Origin of the sequence: Ruminococcus albus 7 = DSM 20455 (assembly GCF_000179635.2) — a bacterium.
Taxonomy (GTDB): domain Bacteria; phylum Bacillota; class Clostridia; order Oscillospirales; family Ruminococcaceae; genus Hominimerdicola; species Hominimerdicola alba.
The window spans coordinates 1,158,360-1,177,206 of record NC_014833.1; the positions used below are offsets into that span (position 1 = coordinate 1,158,360).

Genomic DNA, 18,847 nt, shown 5'->3' on the forward strand with positions numbered 1-18,847 from the left:
AAAGACATAAAAGGAGACAACATGATAAATGATATTTTTGATGAGCCTCTGGTGATCGAATGCGATAATATCAGGCTCAGACCCATAATGGAAGAAGATGCGGATGATCTTTACGAGATATTCTCAGATGATCAGGTGATGAAGTACTATGACCTTATGCCGCTGAAAAACCGCGATGAGGCAGACAGTCTTGCGAGGATGTTCATAAGAAGCCTTAAAGACAGGTCTATGGTGCGCTGGGGCATAGAGGAAAAATCCAGCGGAAAGCTCATTGGTACCTGCGGTTTTTTCTGTATCTCGGAACTGAACAAAAAGGCTGAGCTGGGTTATGAACTGAGGCGTGATCGCTGGGGCATGGGGATAATGTCCGAAGCATTGAGCGCTGCTATGAGGTTTATTTTCACAAAAACGGATATCAACCGCGTTGAAGCATTTGCAGAAGTACCGAATGTGGCATCTATGAAACTGCTGGACAAGCTGGGCTTTGTGAATGAAGGTACACTTCGCCAGTATGAAAGATGCAGGAATGCTCTGATAGATGTAACGATATGGAGCTATCTCAGGATAGACGGAAAATATTAGTATATCATATATAAAAGGCACTTCCTTTTGCGGGAAGTGCCTTGTTTTCGTTATTTTGTCTTTTCTGCGTAAATGGCTGCAACTTCATCGATGTCACCTGCGGCTATCAGTTCACCGTGTTCAAGGAGTATCGCTTTGTTGCATATCCTCTTTACCTGTTCAAGGGAGTGGGACACGAAAAGTACAGTCACGTTAGACTTGAACATACTCATTATCTTGGCTTCGCTCTTTTTGCGGAACTTTGCGTCACCGACTGAGAGTACTTCGTCAAGTATCAGTATATCCGGTTCGACCTGAGTAGCTATTGCAAATCCAAGCCTTGTTTTCATGCCCGATGAGTAGTTCTTTATGGGTACATCGATGAATTTTTCAAGCTCTGCGAACTTTACTATATCATCGAATTTTTTGTCAACGAATTCCTTTGAATAGCCCAGTACTGCGCTGTAAAGATAGATATTCTCGGCACCCGTGTACTGAGAATCAAAACCTGCACCGAGTTCAAGCAGAGGAACAAGTCTGCCGTGTCTGATGACTTCGCCCTCGGTAGGCTTGAAAACGCCTGCTATAACTTTCAGCAGGGTACTTTTGCCTGCGCCGTTAAGTCCGAGTATACCTACACGGTCGCCTTTTTCTACTTTGAAATTTACATTTTTAAGCGCCCAGAATTCGTTGTATTTCAGCTGACCTTTCAGCATTTTTATCACGTATTCTTTAAGGCTGTCAAGTTTTTCCTGACTGAGGTTGAACTTCATGCCGACGTTCTTTACCTCTATCGCATAATTAGACATTGAGTATTCCTTTCATTATGCCCTCTATGCAATCATGCAAAGAGGGCAGATGTTTTTATATATGAAGAATAAAATTATCCTGATGTTTCTTGAACATCAGTACGCCGACTATAACGGAAAGCACACTTACCGCCGCAGGCATTATCACCCATGCGGGAGAAGCGAACATATTCTCGCCGTATATTGCGGCTCTGAAATCCTTGATTATCGCATACAGCGGATTCAGCTTGAATATCCACTGATTAGCATTCAGCTGTTCGGGTACATAGAAGATAGCGCAGGTGTACATTATAAGCATCAGCGCAACATCCCAGAGATACTCAAGATCACGGAAGAATACCGACATGGTGGATAGTATCATGCCTGCCCCGAAGGTGAGCAGGAAAAGCATCATAAGGGGTACGATCGCTGTGAATATCCATAGCGTAGGCTTTACGCTGAAAACAAACATAGCGCCCACAAGCACTATCAGCGATATCGCAAATATAACAAAGTTGAAAAGCACGCCCGAAAGCGGGTAAATGTATTTTGGTACATATACTTTTTTTATCATGCCGGCGTGCTGCCGTATCGACTTCATGGCGTTTTTGGTTCCAGTTGAAAAACAGGTGTAAAGCAATCTGCCTGTCAGTATATAAACAGGAAAGCTCTTATCGCCTTTCTGGAAGAATTTGCCGAATACCAGCGAAAGCACACAGGTAGTCAGCAGCGGTTCGAGCAGTGTCCATAAAATACCAAGATATGAACGGCGGTATTTTAGCTTGATGCCTTTCTTTACTAATTCTTTCAGTAAAAAACGGTATCTTTTGAAAGTTTCTATCTGTTCTTTAAACATATTTTACCTCTCGATCGGTCATGCCTGTCGGCACAACATCTTTATATATATTACCATAACGGCAAATCAATGTCAACTATATATTCGCACAAAAAAGCAGAGGTGCTTGTGCGGTATTATGTTGAAAAATAGGCTTTTGTATCGTATCTGTCAGCCTTCGGAACAGAGGATATTTACATTTTCTGACATATAAATATGTTCGCAGAAAAAATTATAACGTATAGTATTGACAAATCGGAAATCTTCGGGTATAATAAGCCATGTCAGCAGGACAAAGATAAAAATACGAAAGGACGGTGAGTCAGATGAAAAAGATATATCAGTTTAGTAATGCAAACAACATAATATTACAGGAGACTCGCCGGTGCAGTCAGCGTTAAGCTGGAAAAATTTAGCATACAGGGTGTGTTTCCATATGGGAGCACACCTTTTTTTATGCCGTTTACTATAATTGCACCGACAGCTTAATCAATTGACAGACACAAAGGAGATAAATATGTTTGAATTAAACGGAAAGTACGGTACCGCAAAGGTATTCACCGATATATGCGATGAAACTGCCGTATCACAAATAATAGAGCTTATGAACCAGCCCATGTCCGAGGGACAGAGGGTGCGCATAATGCCCGATGTCCATGCAGGTGCGGGTTGTACCGTGGGTACTACCATGACCATAACCGACAAGGCTGTGCCGAATCTTGTGGGTGTGGATATCGGATGCGGTATGGAAACAGTTAAGCTGAAAGAAAAGCACATCGAGGTTCAGCAGCTGGATAAGCTGATATACCGCGAGATACCCTCGGGGTTCGATATACGTAAGAAGCCTCACCGCTTCAATAACAAGATAGACCTGACCGAGCTTTACTGCTATGAACACATTGATCATAACAAGGCGATACACAGCCTTGGTTCTCTCGGGGGAGGAAATCACTTCATCGAAGCTGACAAGGGCAGTGATGGCGGGGTGTACATCGTTATACACTCGGGTTCCCGTCATCTGGGGCTTGAAGTTGCAAAGTTCTATCAGGAGGAAGCATACAAGCGCCTGAACGGCTGTGCAAAATCTGATATCGATGCGCTTATTGCACAGCTTAAGGAAGAGGGCAGGGATAAGCAGATCCAGACCGAGATAACCAAGCTGAAAAACACCAAGCACACTGATGTTCCAAAGCAGCTTGCATATACCGAGGGTGAACTTTTTGAGCAGTATATACATGATATGAAGATAGTTCAGCAGTTCGCCATGCTGAACCGTCAGGCGATGATGGACGAGATAATCGACGGAATGAGCCTGCACGTAAAGGAGCAGTTCACGACCATACACAACTACATCGATACCGATAATATGATACTGCGAAAGGGTGCGGTGTCGGCACAGGCTGGGGAAGTTCTGCTGATACCCATAAATATGCGTGACGGCAGTCTTATCTGTACAGGCAAGGGAAATCCCGACTGGAATTATTCCGCACCCCACGGCGCAGGCAGGATACTGTCACGCTCGGCCGCAAAGGCTCAGCTGACACTTACGGAGTTCAAGAGAGAAATGAAAGGCATATACAGCACATCGGTAAGCTCGGCTACCCTTGACGAGAGCCCCATGGCGTACAAGAGCATAGATGATATAGTCGGCAATATAGGCGATACCTGTGAGATACAGGATATCATCAAACCCATATACAACTTCAAGGCTGGCGAAGCCGAGGAGCACGGACGTACAAGAATGAGATAGGAGGACATATGGAAGATAAATTTATACCATACGAAAAGATGAGCGCCAAAGAGCGCAGAAAGATTGATAACAAGCGCCGCGGTACATGGGGCGGTATGGTACCTGTAACACGGACAGTTCCGAGCGGAAAAACCTATACACGCAAGATAAAGCATAAAAACAGCGCTTTTGATCAGTGAAAAACATATAATAATGCCCCGAAGCGAGATCATGGTGATCGCTTTGGGGCATTGTAATGTTATTTCTGTCTGTAAGTGCTGAGGAAGTCCTTCATCTCTGCCATCGACAGTTTGAGCTGATCGATGCAGGGAAGGTATACTATCCTGAAGTGGTCGGGCTGTTCCCAGTGGAATCCGCCGCCTGCCACGAGAAGGATCTTCTTTGTTCTCAGCAGGTCGAGAACGAACTGTTCGTCACTGGTGATGCCGTACTTCTTTGCATCTATCCTCGGGAATATGTAGAATGCAGCTTTCGGTTTAACTGCGCTTATACCGTCGATATCGTTCAGCAGAGTGTAGATACATTCTCTCTGGTCGTATATGCGTCCGCCGGGGAGAAGTTCCTTATCCGGAGCGCCTGTGCCTTTCAGCGCCGCAGGGATAACGTACTGCGCCTGAACGTTAGAACACAGTCTCATGGAGGACAGCATATTCAGTCCTTCAATGTAGCCGCGAACATTGTCCTTTTTGCCGCTGAGCACCATCCAGCCTGCACGGAATCCTGCGGACATATGGGACTTTGATATGCCGTTGAATGTTATGCAGAACAGGTCGGGATCAATGGATGCGATAGAGGTATGTTCAACACCGTCCATCAGCAGACGGTCATATATCTCATCGGAAAATACGATCAGGTCATGCTCACGAGCCAGTTTTGCTATCTGCTCAAGTATCTCACGGGGATATACAGCACCGGTGGGATTGTTGGGGTTGATGATGACAACAGCCTTGGTCTTTTCGGTTATCTTGCTCTCCATATCCTTGATATCGGGGAACCATTCCGAACTCTCATCGCATATATAATGTACAGCAGTACCGCCTGCAAGTGTTACCGAAGCTGTCCACAGAGGATAGTCGGGGGCGGGTACGAGCACTTCATCACCGTTGTCCAGAAGACCCTGCATTACCATGGTAATAAGTTCGCTTACGCCGTTTCCTGTGTATATGTCATCAATGGAAGCAACATTTACGCCCTTGCCGCGGTGATAAGCAAGTATAGCCTCACGTGCCTGTGGAATGCCCTTTGAAGTGGAATAGCCCTGTGCATTGTGGAGATTGTCCGTCATAGTACCGATTATCTCGGGGGGAGCGTCAAAGCCGAAGGGTGCGGGGTTGCCGATATTCAGCTTGAGTATTTTTTCACCCGCCGCGATCATTCTGTCAGCTTCGTCCATTACAGGACCTCTTATATCGTAGCAGACATTGTCCAGCTTGTGAGATTTTGAAAAAGTTCTCATTTTACTTACCTTCTTTGTCATATTATATGTATCTGTAGTTAGCTTTGATCATCTGACACAGAACGTAATGACCCTCTGTGCCAAAGCATTTCAAATTACATTGTATCACCATTCTGCTGAAAAGTCAAGGACAAGCACGAACGAATAACGTACTTTAGCTAATTACACAATTAAACAAAATGTACAACTTTTATATTTATTGTTAATTGCTTGACATTTGCAGTTTTGAAAAAAGGAAATTGCAAATGTCAGGCGTGCTACGGTATAAAAAAGACTTTTCAAACCGCAAAACGAATCGCAGATGCTTGTTTTATTCAAAATTGCCAAAAACAGGCTGCCAAAATTTATATAATGTCTATGGCAGGGTACTTGACAATCAGTTGATAAAGTAATATAATTATAGTATTGATTTTATATTTTTAAAACAATGGAGGTCATTACAATGGGCAGAGTTTATAATTTCAGCGCAGGTCCTGCTGTTCTTCCCGAGGAAGTACTCAAGGAAGCTGCTGAGGAGATGCTCGATTACAAGGGCACAGGCATGAGCGTTATGGAGATGTCTCACAGATCCAAGGCTTATGACGAGATCATCAAGGAAGCTGAGAAGGATCTCAGAGATCTGATGAACATTCCCGATAACTACAAGGTAATATTCCTGCAGGGCGGTGCTTCTCTGGTATTTGCAGAGGTACCTATGAACCTGATGAAGAATGGTAAGGCTGCTTACATCATCACAGGTCAGTGGGCAAAGAAGGCTGCTGCTGAGGCTGAGAAGTACGGTGAGGTAGTAAGAGTTGCTTCCTCCGCTGACAAGACCTTCTCATATATCCCCGATTGTTCCGATCTGGATATCCCCGAGGATGCAGACTATGTTTACATCTGCGAGAACAACACCATTTACGGTACAAAGTTCAAGACCCTGCCTAACACAAAGGGTCACGAGCTGGTAGCTGACGTTTCCAGCTGCTTCCTGAGCGAGCCTGTTGACGTTACAAAGTACGGCGTTATCTACGGCGGTGTTCAGAAGAACGTTGGTCCTTCCGGCGTACAGATCGTTATCGTAAGAGAAGACCTGATCGCTGACGGTCCCGCATTCAAGGCTTGCCCCACAATGTGCGACTGGAAGGTACAGGCTGACAATGATTCTCTGTACAACACTCCTCCCTGCTACGGCATCTACATCTGCGGCAAGGTATTCAAGTGGATCAAGAAGATGGGCGGTCTCGAGGGCATGAAGGCTCACAACGAGAAGAAGGCTAAGATCCTGTATGATTTCCTCGACAGCAGCAAGCTCTTCAAGGGCACAGTTGTTCCCGAGGACAGATCCCTGATGAACGTTCCTTTCGTTACAGGCAACGAGGAACTGGACAAGAAGTTCGTTGCTGAGGCTAAGGCTGCAGGCTTCGAGAACCTGAAGGGTCACAGAACCGTTGGCGGCATGAGAGCTTCCATCTACAACGCAATGCCTATCGAGGGCGTTGAGAAGCTGGTAGAATTCATGAAGAAGTTCGAGGCTGAGAACGCTTAATAGAAGTTAATAATGAAAGCATAGCGCAGGGCGGTAAACGGTCTGCGCTGTTGCCGATTTAATAAGGAGTGATAAAATGGCTAAAAAGGAAAAGGTCATTCGTTTCGAGAAAGTCTTTTCTCAGGATAGCGGTCTGAGTTCTCCCGGCTTCTGCATCTTTGTTGATAAAGAAACAGGCGTGAACTATATCTACTCCTATTGGGGCGAAACAGGCGGACTTACTCCTCTGCTTGACAAGGACGGCAAGCCTGTTATCACTCAGGACGGCAAAGAGCTGTTATAATAATTTTATGTAAAAGGAATGATATCAATGTACAATATTCTTACAATGAACAAGATCGCAGCCTGCGGTACCGATAAGTTCGATAAGGCTGCTTATACTATCACTGATGAGTGCGCTGAGCCTACCGCTATAATGGTACGTTCCGCTAAGCTGCACGACTACGAGATGCCTTCTTCTCTGCTGGCTATCGCAAGAGCAGGTGCAGGTGTCAACAATATCCCTGTTGACAAGTGCGCTGAGCAGGGCGTAGTTGTATTCAACACTCCCGGCGCTAACGCTAACGCAGTTAAGGAGCTGGTAATATGCGCACTGCTGCTGGCTTCCAGAAGAATTACCGAGGCTGCTGCATGGGCTAACTCCCTGAAGGGCACCGAGGACGCTCCCAAGACTGTTGAGGGCGGCAAGGCTAAGTTCGCAGGCCCCGAGATCTTCGGCAAAACACTGGGCGTTATCGGTCTGGGCGCTATCGGCGGCAAGGTTGCAAACGCTGCTGTTGCACTGGGCATGAAGGTAATCGGCTTCGATCCTTTCCTTTCCGATGCTGCTGCTAAGGCACTGGATCCTACTGTAAAGGTAGTTGACAGCAAGGACGAGATCTACAAGAACGCTGATTATATCACTCTGCACGTTCCTTTCACTCCCGATGCAAAGAACAGCATCTCCAAGGAGCAGATCGCTATGATGAAGGACGGCGTTCGCATCATCAACGCTGCAAGAGGCGAGCTGGTAGATACTGCTGCTGTTGTTGAAGCTATCAAGGCAGGCAAGATCGCAAAGTACGTTACAGACTTCGCTGATGATATCGGTCTGGGCGAAGAGAATGTTATCACTCTGCCTCACCTGGGTGCTTCCACTCCCGAGAGCGAGGACAACTGCGCTATCATGGCAGCTGACGAGCTGATGGACTACATCGAGAGAGGTAAGATCAGAAACTCTGTTACTTTCCCGAACCTCGAACTTGCTAAGACAGCTGATCAGCTGGTATGCGTACTGCACAAGGCTGAAGTTACCGAGGACGCTGTAAAGGCTGCTGCCGGCGCTGATGTTGTAGCAAGCGCTTCTGCAACAAAGAAGGCTTGGGGCTACACTCTGCTGGACGTTAAGGGTTCTGCAAATGTTGACGCTATTAAGGCTGTTGCAGGCGTTGTAGGCGTAAGAGTTATCTGATAAACATCACGTAAGGGGGATACACCATGAATGTATTCGCGCTGATACTGCTTATCGGTATACCGATGGCTGTCATGCAGATATTGTACAGGCTGTACGATCCTGACGGCGTAAAAACGCTGGCACTTGCGGAAAAGCTGCCTGTACTCATGGGTAAGAAATTCCTTATACAGATAGTGTCTCCGCTGCTGTTTATAGTGGTATTCGGGCTGATCTCGGTTCTGCTGCATATACCGATCGCGGTATTCTATGTGGTATGCGGGACGGCGATAGGTATTATCAACGGCATGGCAGTTACGCTTATGTATCACAGTGATGATCTGAAATAATGTTCATAACAGCGGAGGATGTGTCCTCCGCTGTTTTTATATTGACAAATAAAAGTACCGGTGATATAATACGTTAAAGAAATGAATGATATGATCGGAGGATCTTATGATGAACAAAAGAATTATAGCAGGGCTGATGTGCTTATCTTTGGCATTTTGTGCGGTAGTATGTCCCGGTGCTGCAGATAAAGCTCTAATACCGTCAGCTGCGCAAGCAGATACTATTGATGACGGAGTTTTTGTTTACGGACTTACAGATGACCGTACGGGTGTAAAGGTCATAGAAACAGCTACATGGCCGTACGAAGGTAGGATACTTGAATCTGCAGATATCCCCTCTGTTGTCAGAGGACTGCCTGTTAAAGAGATAGGAGCGGGTTGTTTTGCCTCATACACCAGACTTGAAAAGGTCACACTGCCTGACAGTATTGAGGTCATCGGAGATCGTGCTTTTTTTGACTGTCGAAGTCTTAATACTATCAGGATGCCGGCAAAACTGAAAAAGATAGGTCAGAGTGCTTTCATGTTCATGAATCTGAAAACTATAGTACTCCCTGATGGCTGTAAGGAGATCGGGTCAAAAGCTTTCTATGAAAATGACGGGCTTACCGTAACTATACCTGACAGCGTGACCGTTATCAACGAGAATGCATTTCAGGGAACTGAAAATGTGACTATAAAGGCACATAAAGGATCGTACGCTGAAAAGTTTGTTACTGTGAATAATAAAAGGGCTGAAAAGCTGGAATTCACATACCCGATCACTTTTGTGGAGATAAACTACAGCACTGTAAAAGGTGATATCTCAGGTGACGGCAAGGTGGATATTACAGATATCGCAAAGCTATCCGCACATATCAAGAGTAAAAAATATGTTACTGATATCGGTTCGGCAGATATTAACGGTGACGGTATCATAAATATTTCAGACCTTACTGTGATCGCGGCGCATATCAAGGGCAAAAGGGCTATGAAATGACTGCAAGGCGTTTTGGTGCCAGTGTAGAACGTCTTTTGTTCATAAAAAGAACTTGACTTTTTTTCGGATATGTTATAAAATATATATACATGTATTTTAAAATCGTAAGGAGAATAATACCATGAAGAATACCGAAAAGACAATGGAAAAGATCGTCGCACTGTGTAAAGGCAGAGGCTTCGTTTACCCCGGCAGTGAGATCTACGGCGGTCTTGCAAATACCTGGGATTACGGTCCCCTCGGCGTTGAGCTGAAAAACAATATCAAGGATGCTTGGAGAAAGAAGTTCGTTCAGGAGAACAAGTACAACGTAGGTCTTGACTCCGCTATACTGATGAACCCCCAGACATGGGTAGCTTCAGGTCATATCGGTGGCTTCTCCGACCCTCTGATGGACTGCAAGGAGTGTAAGACTCGTCACCGTGCAGATAACCTCATTGAGGACTTCGACGGCACTAACGTTGCAGGCTGGTCAAATGAGCAGATGATGGATTACATCAAGGAGAAAGGCATTCCCTGCCCCAACTGCGGCAAGCACAACTTCACCGATATCCGTCAGTTCAACCTTATGTTCAAGACTTTCCAGGGCATCACCGAGGACAGCAAGAGCGAACTGTATCTGCGTCCCGAGACTGCACAGGGTATCTTCGTAAACTTCGCTAATATCCAGAGAACTACCAGAAAGAAAGTTCCTTTCGGTGTTGCACAGGTAGGTAAGAGCTTCCGTAACGAGATCACTCCCGGTAACTTCATATTCCGTGTAAGAGAGTTCGAGCAGATGGAGCTTGAGTTCTTCTGCAAGCCCGGCACAGACCTTGAATGGTTCGATTACTGGAGAAGCTTCTGCAAGAACTTCCTGCTGAGCCTGAACATCAAGGAAGAGAACCTGAGACTGAGAGATCACTCTGCTGAGGAGCTTTGCTTCTACTCCAAGGCTACTACCGACTTTGAGTACCTCTTCCCCTTCGGCTGGGGCGAGCTGTGGGGCGTAGCTGACAGAACCGACTACGATCTCACTCAGCACATCAACACTTCGGGCAAGAGCCTTGATTACTTCGATCCCGAGACCAACGAGAGATACATCCCCTATGTTATCGAGCCTTCTCTCGGTGTTGAAAGACTGTTCCTGACTATCGTTACCGAGGCTTATGACGAGGAAGATATCGGTACTCCCGAGAAGCCTGATGTTAGAACAGTTATGCACTTCCACCCTGCACTTGCACCTTTCAAGGCTTGCGTACTGCCTCTTTCCAAGAAGCTTGCTGAGCCTGCAGGTGAACTGTATGATACTCTCGCTAAGAATTTCAGCGTTGACTACGACGAGACAGGTTCTATCGGAAAGAGATACCGCCGTCAGGACGAGATCGGTACACCTTTCTGCATAACATACGACTTTGATTCTGCTGAGGACGGCTGTGTAACAGTACGTGACAGAGATTCCATGGAGCAGGAGAGAGTAAAGATCGACGAGCTGGTTGAGTATATCAACAAGAAGATCGCATTCTGATAAGTCAGATGTACAAATAAACGTACTAAATAAGCAATCCCCCGAGCGTTTGAAAAGCTCGGGGGATTAATATTTTTTCGTAGCTAAACCGGATCGGGATTCGGCTGTCGTTTTTCAATTATCATATCTTTTTCCGGTGAGTCTATATCAAATTTATCGTGATCAACTCGTATGATCGCTGTGCCATAAGGCGAAGTAATCAATTCGTTCAGTGCTGGATCATACATTAAAACAGATGCGACTCGCCAAAGTTCAAGATTGTTTGGATCATTGATATAATCATCGGTTTCATTGCCTGCACAAAAATACCAGCCGCTGTCTTCTTCTCTTGTGGGTTTATCACGCATTCCATAACCGATCTTCCAGCCCTCTTCACGAACTTTTTTTGATACGATCGCTGTCATTTTCCACAGTTTTTTGCGTTCAATCATAGGGATATAGTATTTTTTTGAATCCAGAAACATTTCAACTGACCGATCATCAGGTGTATCATCGCTGGCGAGATCTCTGATATATGAATCCCATATCTTTTTTTCGTCTGCATTTTCGGTAAGAAGAACGGCTAATTTCAGGAGCTGATCGGGATATGCATCAATAACGTGAACGATCTCTTTAGGATCAGCATGACCTTTATCTCCGTACACAAAAATGGATAATCTCCCGTCAGAGTAAAGAAAAGCCTGGACAGCGCCAAGCTTTTCGCTGTCGTTGTAGAAAATAAAAAAGCAAGGGAAATGCTCGTTGACGAACCAGTCGAAAGCAGTTCCGTTTTTCCCGTTCATATAGAAAACAGCACCATTATCTTCCAAATCAGCTGTATTTATATCCGGAAGATTGATTTTCAGTGCCTCTTGCATATATTTCTCTATCTGCACCAATATCTTATTCATATCACTTCACCGTCCAATGAGTATATTTGTACACATTATAGCATTATGCGGCAGAAATGTCAATAAACCTGAAATAGTAACTGTGACCTTTGATTTCTATATCAGTGCTGCAGTGTCACTGCAAATTCTTTCTGCATAGACTATAAAAAACAAAACGGAAAGGAAGTGCCACAAAATGAAAAAAACTATTATAACCATGAGCAGCATAACCTATGCCATGAAAGCAAAGGAATATCTGAATTCGCTTGGCTATTGGTGTGAGGTGGAGCGCACTCGGAAAAATATAGGCAGCGGCTGTGGGTATTCAATAGTAGTGCGGGATGATGCTGATATCATCATACGCCAGCTGGAGCGCGTTAATATCCCGTATAAAGGGATATACAGCGTATAGGGGGGATGGTATGGAACTAAAAAACATGGTGAATTTTGATAATTGCGCGGGTACTTATCCTAAGCCTGACAGTGTGCGTAAGGCTGTTTCCGATGCAGTGAGGGTACTTGGGGGAAATCCGGGCAGGGGAGGGCACAGGCTGTCACTTGAAGCAGCTGAACGTATTTACGGTGTGAGAAAAAGTGCGGCAGAGTTCTTTGGCGCTGAAACGGAAAACACGGCATTTACGCCAAACTGTACCTACGCCCTGAATATGGCGATAAAAGGGATAATGCAGTTCGGCGGGCATATCATAATAAGCGGCTGGGAGCATAATTCCGTCAGCAGACCTGTATATGCCCTTACAAAGCGCTGCGGAGTGAAATGTTCGGTGGCTGAGATATTTGCAGATACGGGGAAAACTGTTGAGAGTATCGAGAAGCTTATTCGCAGCGATACTCTGTGTGTGTGCTGTATGGCGGCTTCAAATGTCACGGGAAGGATAATGCCATACAAGGAGATAGCAGAACTGTGTAAGCGCAGAAATATAGCTTTTATCTGTGACTGTGCACAGGCAGCGGGTGTTCTGCCGCTGAAGGTAGGAGATGGTATCAGCTTTATATGTACCTCCGGTCAGAAAGGGCTTTACGGTCCCACAGGGACGGGACTTCTTATAAGCAGCGGAGAATTACCTCTTTCGACGATAATCGAGGGAGGTACGGGAGCAACATCAGGGGAACTGGAACAGACTCCGTTTATGCCTGAAAAGCTTGAAAGCGGCACACTGAATACCGCAGGTGTGACTGGACTTGGTGCGGGGCTGGGATTCGTCAAAGCTAAGGGCATTGATAATATCCTGCGGCATGAAATGGAGTTGTGCAAACGATTTGAGCAAGGTCTTTTAAAGCTTGGTGCAGAGGTCTATGACAGCGATATTCTTCGGGTGCCGATAGTGGCATTTAATATAAAAGGCAAGACTTCTGAGGAAACGGCTGCGGAACTCAGCAAAGCCGGATTTGCTCTGAGGGGTGGTATGCACTGCGCGGCACTTGCCCATGAAAGTCTGGGTACGGGTAAACGGGGAGTTGTAAGGTTCTCGCCGTCGGTGTTCAACACCCATGTACAGGTGAGCGAACTTCTTGGTTTTATTGAAAACAGGCTGTGCGTATAAATGAAAGACCCCACAGGACGTATCCTGCGGGGCTTTGCATTATATAAATTTACTTCCGTTTCTTGAATACCACTGCAACGCAGCCTGCCAGCGCAATACTGACTGTAGCAAGTGTTGCAGCACCTGTATCAGGATTTATATTCTGACCGGTGACAGCTTTTTCACCTGCGTTTTCGGTATTCTCATCAGCCCATACAGGCACAGCTGCAGAACACAGCATCATCGTGCAGCATAGTAATGAAACGAGCTTTTTCTTCATACCGTTTCACTCCTTTGCTCGGTAATGGGATATAATTTTTCGCATCATTTTCCTATATCATTATTTTATCACATATCTATCACAGATTCAAGATGCACATTGAACAAATAACAAAGTATATTTATGGAGAATATCAACAGATGAAATTAATGGACAGTAAAGCTGTTTTCATATATAAAAAGACACTTCTGCCGAAAGAGCAGAAGTGTCTGAAATTACATATCAAGCGATGTTTCGCGGATTATTACTTGTCAGCGATAACGTCGATGCCGGGGAGAACCTTGCCCTCGAGGTATTCGAGAGATGCGCCGCCGCCTGTGGAGATGTGGCTCATCTTGTCAGCGAAGCCCAGCTGGATAACTGCAGCTGCAGAGTCGCCGCCGCCGATGATAGTAGTAGCATCGGTCTCAGCCAGTGCCTTAGCAACAGCTATAGTACCTGCTGCCAGAGTGGGGTTCTCGAAAACGCCCATAGGTCCGTTCCAAACAACGGTCTTAGCGGACTTAACAGCCTCAGCGAACAGAGCCTGAGTCTTGGTGCCGATATCCAGACCTTCCTTGTCTGCAGGGATCTTGTCGGAATCAACGATCTCAACTTCAACCTCAGCGTCGATAGGATCAGGGAAGTTGGAAACAACTGTTGTATCGATAGGCAGAAGCAGCTTCTTGCCGTTCTTCTCAGCCTTAGCGATCATTTCCTTGCAGTAATCAAGCTTGGTATCGTCAACCAGGGACTTACCAACTTCCTTGCCCTGAGCCTTCAGGAAGGTGTAAGCCATACCGCCGCCGATGATGAGGGTATCGCACTTCTCGAGCAGGTTAGAGATAACGTTCAGCTTATCAGCAACCTTAGCACCGCCGAGGATAGCAACGAAAGGACGAACAGGGGTCTCAACTGCATTACCGAGATAGTTGATCTCCTTCTGCATCAGGTAACCAACTGCGGTCTCCTTTACGAACTTGGTAACGCCTGCTGTAGAAGCGTGAGCTCTGTGAGCAGAACCGAAAGCGTCCATTACGAATACCTGACCGTCAACCAGCTCAGCCAGTTCCTTAGCGAACTCCTCGCCGTTCTTGGTCTCGTCGTTGCCTCTGAATCTTGTGTTCTCCAGAACAACGATCTCGCCGTCCTTCATAGCTGCAACTGCTGCCTTGGCATTGTCGCCTACAACAGTATCGTCAGCTGCGAAAGTTACCTTAGTGCTTACCAGCTCTGCAAGTCTGTCAGCAGCGGGCTTCAGGCTGAACTTAGCCTCAGGACCGTTCTTGGGCTTGCCCAGATGTGAGCAAAGAACTACCTTTGCGCCGTTCTCAACCAGCTTGTTGATAGTGGGGAGAGCAGCTGTGATACGGTTATCATTAGTGATAACGCCGTCCTTCAGCGGAACGTTGAAATCAACTCTTACAAGGACCTTTTTGCCCTTAACATCAATGTCTTCTACAGTGACTTTGTTTAAACCTGCCATTTTAGTGACACCTCTCTCTTAATATTTCCGCCGGGGCGGATACTTTCCGTTGTTAAAGTTATAACAACTCCGAATTATATTATATAATATCACGGCAAAAAAATCAAGAGGTTTTGGCTTATTTTTACCAATATTCCAAAAAAACAGTGCTGTTTTGTATGCCTATTATTCATTATTTTTTACTGTTCGGCATATCAGCTGCGACTGCTGCTGCGGAATACCAGTGAAGCGAGAAAAGCAAACAGCATAGCGGCTGCTATACCGCCTGCGCCTGCTGTAAGTCCTCCTGTGAATATACCAAGAAAGCCTTTGTCTTCTATCTCACGGCGGACACCCTCAGCCATCAGCGCACCGAAGCCTGTCAGCGGTACAGTTGCACCGCAGCCTGCGGCATCGCGGAATCCGTTGTATATCCCCAGCCCGCCGAGGACTACTCCTGATACTACATAAGCGGTCAGTATCCTTGCAGGGGTCAGTTTAGTGAAGTCTATGAGCAGCTGACCAATGGCACAGAGAGCTCCGCCTGCCAGAAATGCATATAGAAATATCATTTTATAACACTACCTTTCTCGTGGGACAGCCATACCAGATGGCTCACTGAGGGTATGCTTTCGCCCTGCTGACTTACTGTCGGGGACAGAAGAGCACCCGTTGCGGCGAAAAGGATATTTTTGATCCTGCCGCTGCGAAGTTCAGGTATAAAGTATCCGCAGAGCATACTTGCCGCACAGCCACAGCCGCTGCCGCCCGAATGAACGTCCTGTTTTTCGCTGTCGTATATCATAAGTCCGCAGTCAAGGTGGCGGGAGCGTATATCCATACCTTCGTGCTCGAATATCTCACAAAGCAGTCTGCTGCCCACCTTGCCTAAGTCACCTGTGACTATATGGTCGAAATCTTCGGGGGATAAGTCTGTGTCCGTGAAAAATTCACTTATTGTAGAAAATGCAGCCGGAGCCATAGCGGCACCCATGTTGTTTGCATCTGTCACACCCATATCAACTATACGTCCGATAGTCACGCCCCGTACATAGGGCGCACTTCCCTTGGAGGACACAGCCAGTGCTCCGCCTGCGGTAGCTGTCCACTGGGCGGTGGGGGGACGCTGTCCGCCGTAGTTGAGGGGCATACGGTACTGTCTTTCGGCGGTACAGAAGTGTGATGATGTGACCGCCATAGCCATGTCTGCAAATCCTCCTGCGGTAAGCATGGAAGCCAGAAGAAGTCCTTCGGACATAGTCGAGCAGGCGGCGTAAATGCCGAGAAAGGGCAGGTCGTAGTCCCGCACGCCGTAGGTGGTGCCGACACACTGGTCAAGCAGGTCGCCGCCGATGAGAACATCAATGTCATCCTCCTTTAAGTTCGCTTTTTCCAGGGCTATGCGCACAGCCTGTTTCTGGAGCTGGTTTTCACCCTGTTCAAAGGTATCAGCAGTCAAATATGGGTCATCGTTTATTTTGTCGAAATACTTTCCGAACGGCCCTTCGTTCTCTGTTTTTCCGCCTACCGCCGCTGAAGTTACTATTGACGGCGGCTGATCAAATATAGTTGTTGCTTTGTGCATGGTATCATCTCCGTTTTGAATTTAGTATGGGCTGAGAAAATGTTAATTATTCGTGTGTTGATTTTTTTTTTGCTATATGATATAATATAACGAAATGCAGTGTGTCCGGACAGCAAAGAAAGGATATGGCACAATTATGATGGAAGATATGACCGCGCCCTGCGGTGACGGGCTGATAAATATACGTGTATGCGCCATAATACAGAAAAAGGGCAGACTGCTGATGGCTTACAGTGATGATGCCGACTACTTGTATACAGTTGGCGGACGGGTAAAATTCGGTGAAACAGCCGGGCAGGCGATAGTCCGCGAAGTATTTGAAGAAACAGGCGTTAAGCTCGGTATCGACAGGCTCGGGTTCATTCAGGAGAATTATTTTTACGGTGATGTGCCGTCGAATAAGGGGAAACTCATATACGAGGTGGATTACTTTTTTTACATGAAAGTGCCCGAAGATTTCAAGCCCGTGGGTATGGATTTCAAAGAGGGCGATAACACTGAGCATCTTTGCTGGATAGACCCGATGACAGAGGAAAGACAGTTCTATCCCGAGTTTTTCAGGACGGAGCTTTTTGAGCCTTTTGATGGCATAAGACATATTGTAACAGATGACAGATAATATAGATAAAAGTAAATGAGGTAGTTATGTTCAAGTTATTAAAGCAAGAGGGTGCCGCAAGACGCGGTGAATTCAAGACGGTTCACGGAACTATACAGACTCCCGTTTTCATGAACGTGGGAACTTCTGCGGCGATAAAGGGCGGAGTGTCCTCAATAGACCTTAAAAACGAGCTGAAAACACAGGTGGAGCTCTGCAATACCTATCATCTTCATGTTCGTCCCGGGGACGATGTGATATACAAGATGGGCGGACTTCACAAGTTCATGAACTGGGATAAGCCCATACTTACCGACAGCGGCGGATTTCAGGTGTTCTCCCTTGCAAAGCTCAGGCGCATAAAGGAAGAGGGCGTGTATTTCAACAGCCATGTTGACGGCAGAAAGATATTCATGGGACCCGAGGAAAGTATGCAGATACAGTCCCATCTGGCATCAACTATCGCTATGGCTTTTGATGAGTGCGTTGAAAATCCTGCGGAGTATAACTACTCAAAGCGTTCCTGCGAGCGCACCACAAGGTGGCTGCACAGGTGCATCGCGGAGATGAAAAGGCTCAACTCCCTTGAAGAGACCATAAACCGCGATCAGCTGCTTTTCGGCATAAATCAGGGCTGTACATACGATGACCTGCGTATCGAGCATATGAAGACTATCCGCGAGCTTGACTACTGTGCAGGCTTCGCTATCGGCGGACTTGCAGTTGGTGAGCCTACGGAGATAATGTACCACGTTATCGAGCAGGTTGAGCCTTATATGCCCAAGGACAAGCCCCGTTATCTTATGGGTGTTGGTACGCCCTCGAATCTTATCGAAGCTGTTTACCGCGGCATAGATTTCTTCGACTGTGTAATGCCAAGCCGAAATGCCCGCCACGGTACCATGTTCACATGGAACGGCATCATACATATCGAAAACAAGCGCTTTGAAACAGACGACCGTCCTGTTGACCCCCAGTGCGACTGTCCCTGCTGCCGCAATTTCAGCAGGGCTTATGTAAGGCACCTGTTCAAATCGGAAGAACAGCTGGGCGGCAGACTGGCGGTTATGCACAACCTCTATTTTTACAATACTCTCACCGAACGTATGCGTGAAGCCCTTGACGAGGGACGCTTCGGCGCATTCAGGGCAGAGTATTCCGCTAAGCTGGCGCAGAGACTTCCTGACGGAGAGTAACATAAAAATGATCATACACAGCTTTTTCGCAGCAGTAATGCACAGCGGAAAAGCTGTGTTTTTTTGAGAATGTAGGGACGATTTTCGGAATAGGAAAAGTGTAGTTTCAAAAATAGTTGACAAAACGGTTACAAAGAGGTATAATAATATC

Annotated in this window: 21 protein-coding genes; 13 read left to right on the top strand and 8 right to left on the bottom strand. The window is 46.3% G+C overall.

The window, feature by feature from the left end:
* Positions 1–21: 21 nt before the first annotated feature.
* Positions 22–582 (top strand): GNAT family N-acetyltransferase, encoded by a 561-nt coding sequence (locus RUMAL_RS05135; RefSeq protein ID WP_013497716.1) that lies wholly within the window; start codon positions 22–24, stop codon positions 580–582.
* A gap of 50 nt (positions 583–632) precedes the next feature.
* Here RUMAL_RS05135 and RUMAL_RS05140 read toward each other — a convergent pair whose 3' ends face one another.
* Together RUMAL_RS05140 and RUMAL_RS05145 are read right to left on the bottom strand one after the other, a co-directional pair.
* A complete protein-coding gene (locus RUMAL_RS05140; RefSeq protein ID WP_013497717.1) occupies positions 633–1,370 on the bottom strand; it encodes an ABC transporter ATP-binding protein in 738 nt (245 codons plus the stop codon).
* A gap of 55 nt (positions 1,371–1,425) precedes the next feature.
* A complete protein-coding gene (locus tag RUMAL_RS05145) occupies positions 1,426–2,205 on the bottom strand; it encodes an ABC transporter permease (RefSeq protein WP_013497718.1) in 780 nt (259 codons plus the stop codon).
* A 496-nt stretch (positions 2,206–2,701) separates the two neighbouring features.
* Here RUMAL_RS05145 and RUMAL_RS05150 point away from each other — a divergent pair, with 496 nt between their 5' ends.
* Both RUMAL_RS05150 and RUMAL_RS22120 read left to right on the top strand, forming a co-directional pair.
* The gene (locus RUMAL_RS05150) at positions 2,702–3,934 is read left to right on the top strand and encodes an RtcB family protein (protein WP_013497719.1); all 1,233 of its coding nucleotides are present in this window, start codon (positions 2,702–2,704) and stop codon (positions 3,932–3,934) included.
* Between the two features lie 8 nt (positions 3,935–3,942).
* Positions 3,943–4,113: a hypothetical protein gene (locus RUMAL_RS22120; protein ID WP_013497720.1), complete on the top strand. Its 171-nt coding sequence runs from the start codon at positions 3,943–3,945 to the stop codon at positions 4,111–4,113.
* Positions 4,114–4,172: 59 nt separating this feature from the next.
* On the opposite strand, the gene RUMAL_RS05155 is transcribed toward RUMAL_RS22120, so the two are convergent.
* A complete protein-coding gene (locus tag RUMAL_RS05155) occupies positions 4,173–5,390 on the bottom strand; it encodes a pyridoxal phosphate-dependent aminotransferase (protein ID WP_013497721.1) in 1,218 nt (405 codons plus the stop codon).
* 442 nt (positions 5,391–5,832) lie between these two features.
* On the opposite strand from RUMAL_RS05155, the gene serC reads away from it, so the two are divergent.
* The 6 genes from serC (at position 5,833) to RUMAL_RS05185 (ending at position 11,183) form a co-directional block, all read left to right on the top strand.
* Positions 5,833–6,918: a 3-phosphoserine/phosphohydroxythreonine transaminase gene (serC, locus tag RUMAL_RS05160; protein WP_013497722.1), complete on the top strand. Its 1,086-nt coding sequence runs from the start codon at positions 5,833–5,835 to the stop codon at positions 6,916–6,918.
* A gap of 76 nt (positions 6,919–6,994) precedes the next feature.
* Positions 6,995–7,201 carry a DUF6440 family protein gene (locus RUMAL_RS05165; RefSeq protein WP_013497723.1) on the top strand — a complete coding sequence of 69 codons (207 nt, stop codon included), beginning with the start codon at positions 6,995–6,997 and terminating at the stop codon, positions 7,199–7,201.
* 27 nt (positions 7,202–7,228) lie between these two features.
* Entirely contained in the window at positions 7,229–8,368 is a 1,140-nt protein-coding gene (locus tag RUMAL_RS05170; RefSeq protein ID WP_013497724.1) for a 3-phosphoglycerate dehydrogenase, read from the top strand.
* A 26-nt stretch (positions 8,369–8,394) separates the two neighbouring features.
* Entirely contained in the window at positions 8,395–8,697 is a 303-nt protein-coding gene (locus tag RUMAL_RS05175) for a hypothetical protein (protein ID WP_013497725.1), read from the top strand.
* 106 nt (positions 8,698–8,803) lie between these two features.
* Positions 8,804–9,676: a leucine-rich repeat protein gene (locus RUMAL_RS20595; protein ID WP_013497726.1), complete on the top strand. Its 873-nt coding sequence runs from the start codon at positions 8,804–8,806 to the stop codon at positions 9,674–9,676.
* 121 nt (positions 9,677–9,797) lie between these two features.
* Entirely contained in the window at positions 9,798–11,183 is a 1,386-nt protein-coding gene (locus RUMAL_RS05185; protein WP_013497727.1) for a glycine--tRNA ligase, read from the top strand.
* A gap of 83 nt (positions 11,184–11,266) precedes the next feature.
* On the opposite strand, the gene RUMAL_RS05190 is transcribed toward RUMAL_RS05185, so the two are convergent.
* Positions 11,267–12,073, bottom strand: coding sequence for a DUF2185 domain-containing protein (locus tag RUMAL_RS05190; RefSeq protein ID WP_013497728.1), 807 nt, complete (start codon positions 12,071–12,073; stop codon positions 11,267–11,269).
* 175 nt (positions 12,074–12,248) lie between these two features.
* On the opposite strand from RUMAL_RS05190, the gene RUMAL_RS05195 reads away from it, so the two are divergent.
* Together RUMAL_RS05195 and RUMAL_RS05200 are read left to right on the top strand one after the other, a co-directional pair.
* The gene (locus RUMAL_RS05195) at positions 12,249–12,464 is read left to right on the top strand and encodes a putative Se/S carrier protein (protein ID WP_013497729.1); all 216 of its coding nucleotides are present in this window, start codon (positions 12,249–12,251) and stop codon (positions 12,462–12,464) included.
* A gap of 10 nt (positions 12,465–12,474) precedes the next feature.
* Positions 12,475–13,614, top strand: a complete 1,140-nt coding sequence (locus RUMAL_RS05200; RefSeq protein WP_013497730.1) for an aminotransferase class V-fold PLP-dependent enzyme — start codon at positions 12,475–12,477, stop codon at positions 13,612–13,614.
* A gap of 49 nt (positions 13,615–13,663) precedes the next feature.
* Here RUMAL_RS05200 and RUMAL_RS05205 read toward each other — a convergent pair whose 3' ends face one another.
* From RUMAL_RS05205 to spoVAD, 4 genes are all read right to left on the bottom strand, one after another.
* Positions 13,664–13,873, bottom strand: coding sequence for an NPXTG-anchored protein (locus RUMAL_RS05205; protein ID WP_013497731.1), 210 nt, complete (start codon positions 13,871–13,873; stop codon positions 13,664–13,666).
* Positions 13,874–14,117: 244 nt separating this feature from the next.
* Entirely contained in the window at positions 14,118–15,338 is a 1,221-nt protein-coding gene (locus RUMAL_RS05210; RefSeq protein WP_013497732.1) for a phosphoglycerate kinase, read from the bottom strand.
* Positions 15,339–15,532: 194 nt separating this feature from the next.
* Positions 15,533–15,889 carry a stage V sporulation protein AE gene (gene spoVAE / locus RUMAL_RS05215; protein WP_013497733.1) on the bottom strand — a complete coding sequence of 119 codons (357 nt, stop codon included), beginning with the start codon at positions 15,887–15,889 and terminating at the stop codon, positions 15,533–15,535.
* Positions 15,886–16,902 carry a stage V sporulation protein AD gene (spoVAD, locus tag RUMAL_RS05220; protein WP_013497734.1) on the bottom strand — a complete coding sequence of 339 codons (1,017 nt, stop codon included), beginning with the start codon at positions 16,900–16,902 and terminating at the stop codon, positions 15,886–15,888. Before spoVAD ends, spoVAE begins: the two co-directional genes overlap by 4 nt.
* A gap of 136 nt (positions 16,903–17,038) precedes the next feature.
* Here spoVAD and RUMAL_RS05225 point away from each other — a divergent pair, with 136 nt between their 5' ends.
* Together RUMAL_RS05225 and tgt are read left to right on the top strand one after the other, a co-directional pair.
* Positions 17,039–17,521: an NUDIX hydrolase gene (locus RUMAL_RS05225; RefSeq protein WP_013497735.1), complete on the top strand. Its 483-nt coding sequence runs from the start codon at positions 17,039–17,041 to the stop codon at positions 17,519–17,521.
* A 26-nt stretch (positions 17,522–17,547) separates the two neighbouring features.
* Positions 17,548–18,696, top strand: a complete 1,149-nt coding sequence (gene tgt, locus RUMAL_RS05230) for a tRNA guanosine(34) transglycosylase Tgt (RefSeq protein ID WP_013497736.1) — start codon at positions 17,548–17,550, stop codon at positions 18,694–18,696.
* The last annotated feature ends 151 nt before the right edge of the window (positions 18,697–18,847 follow it).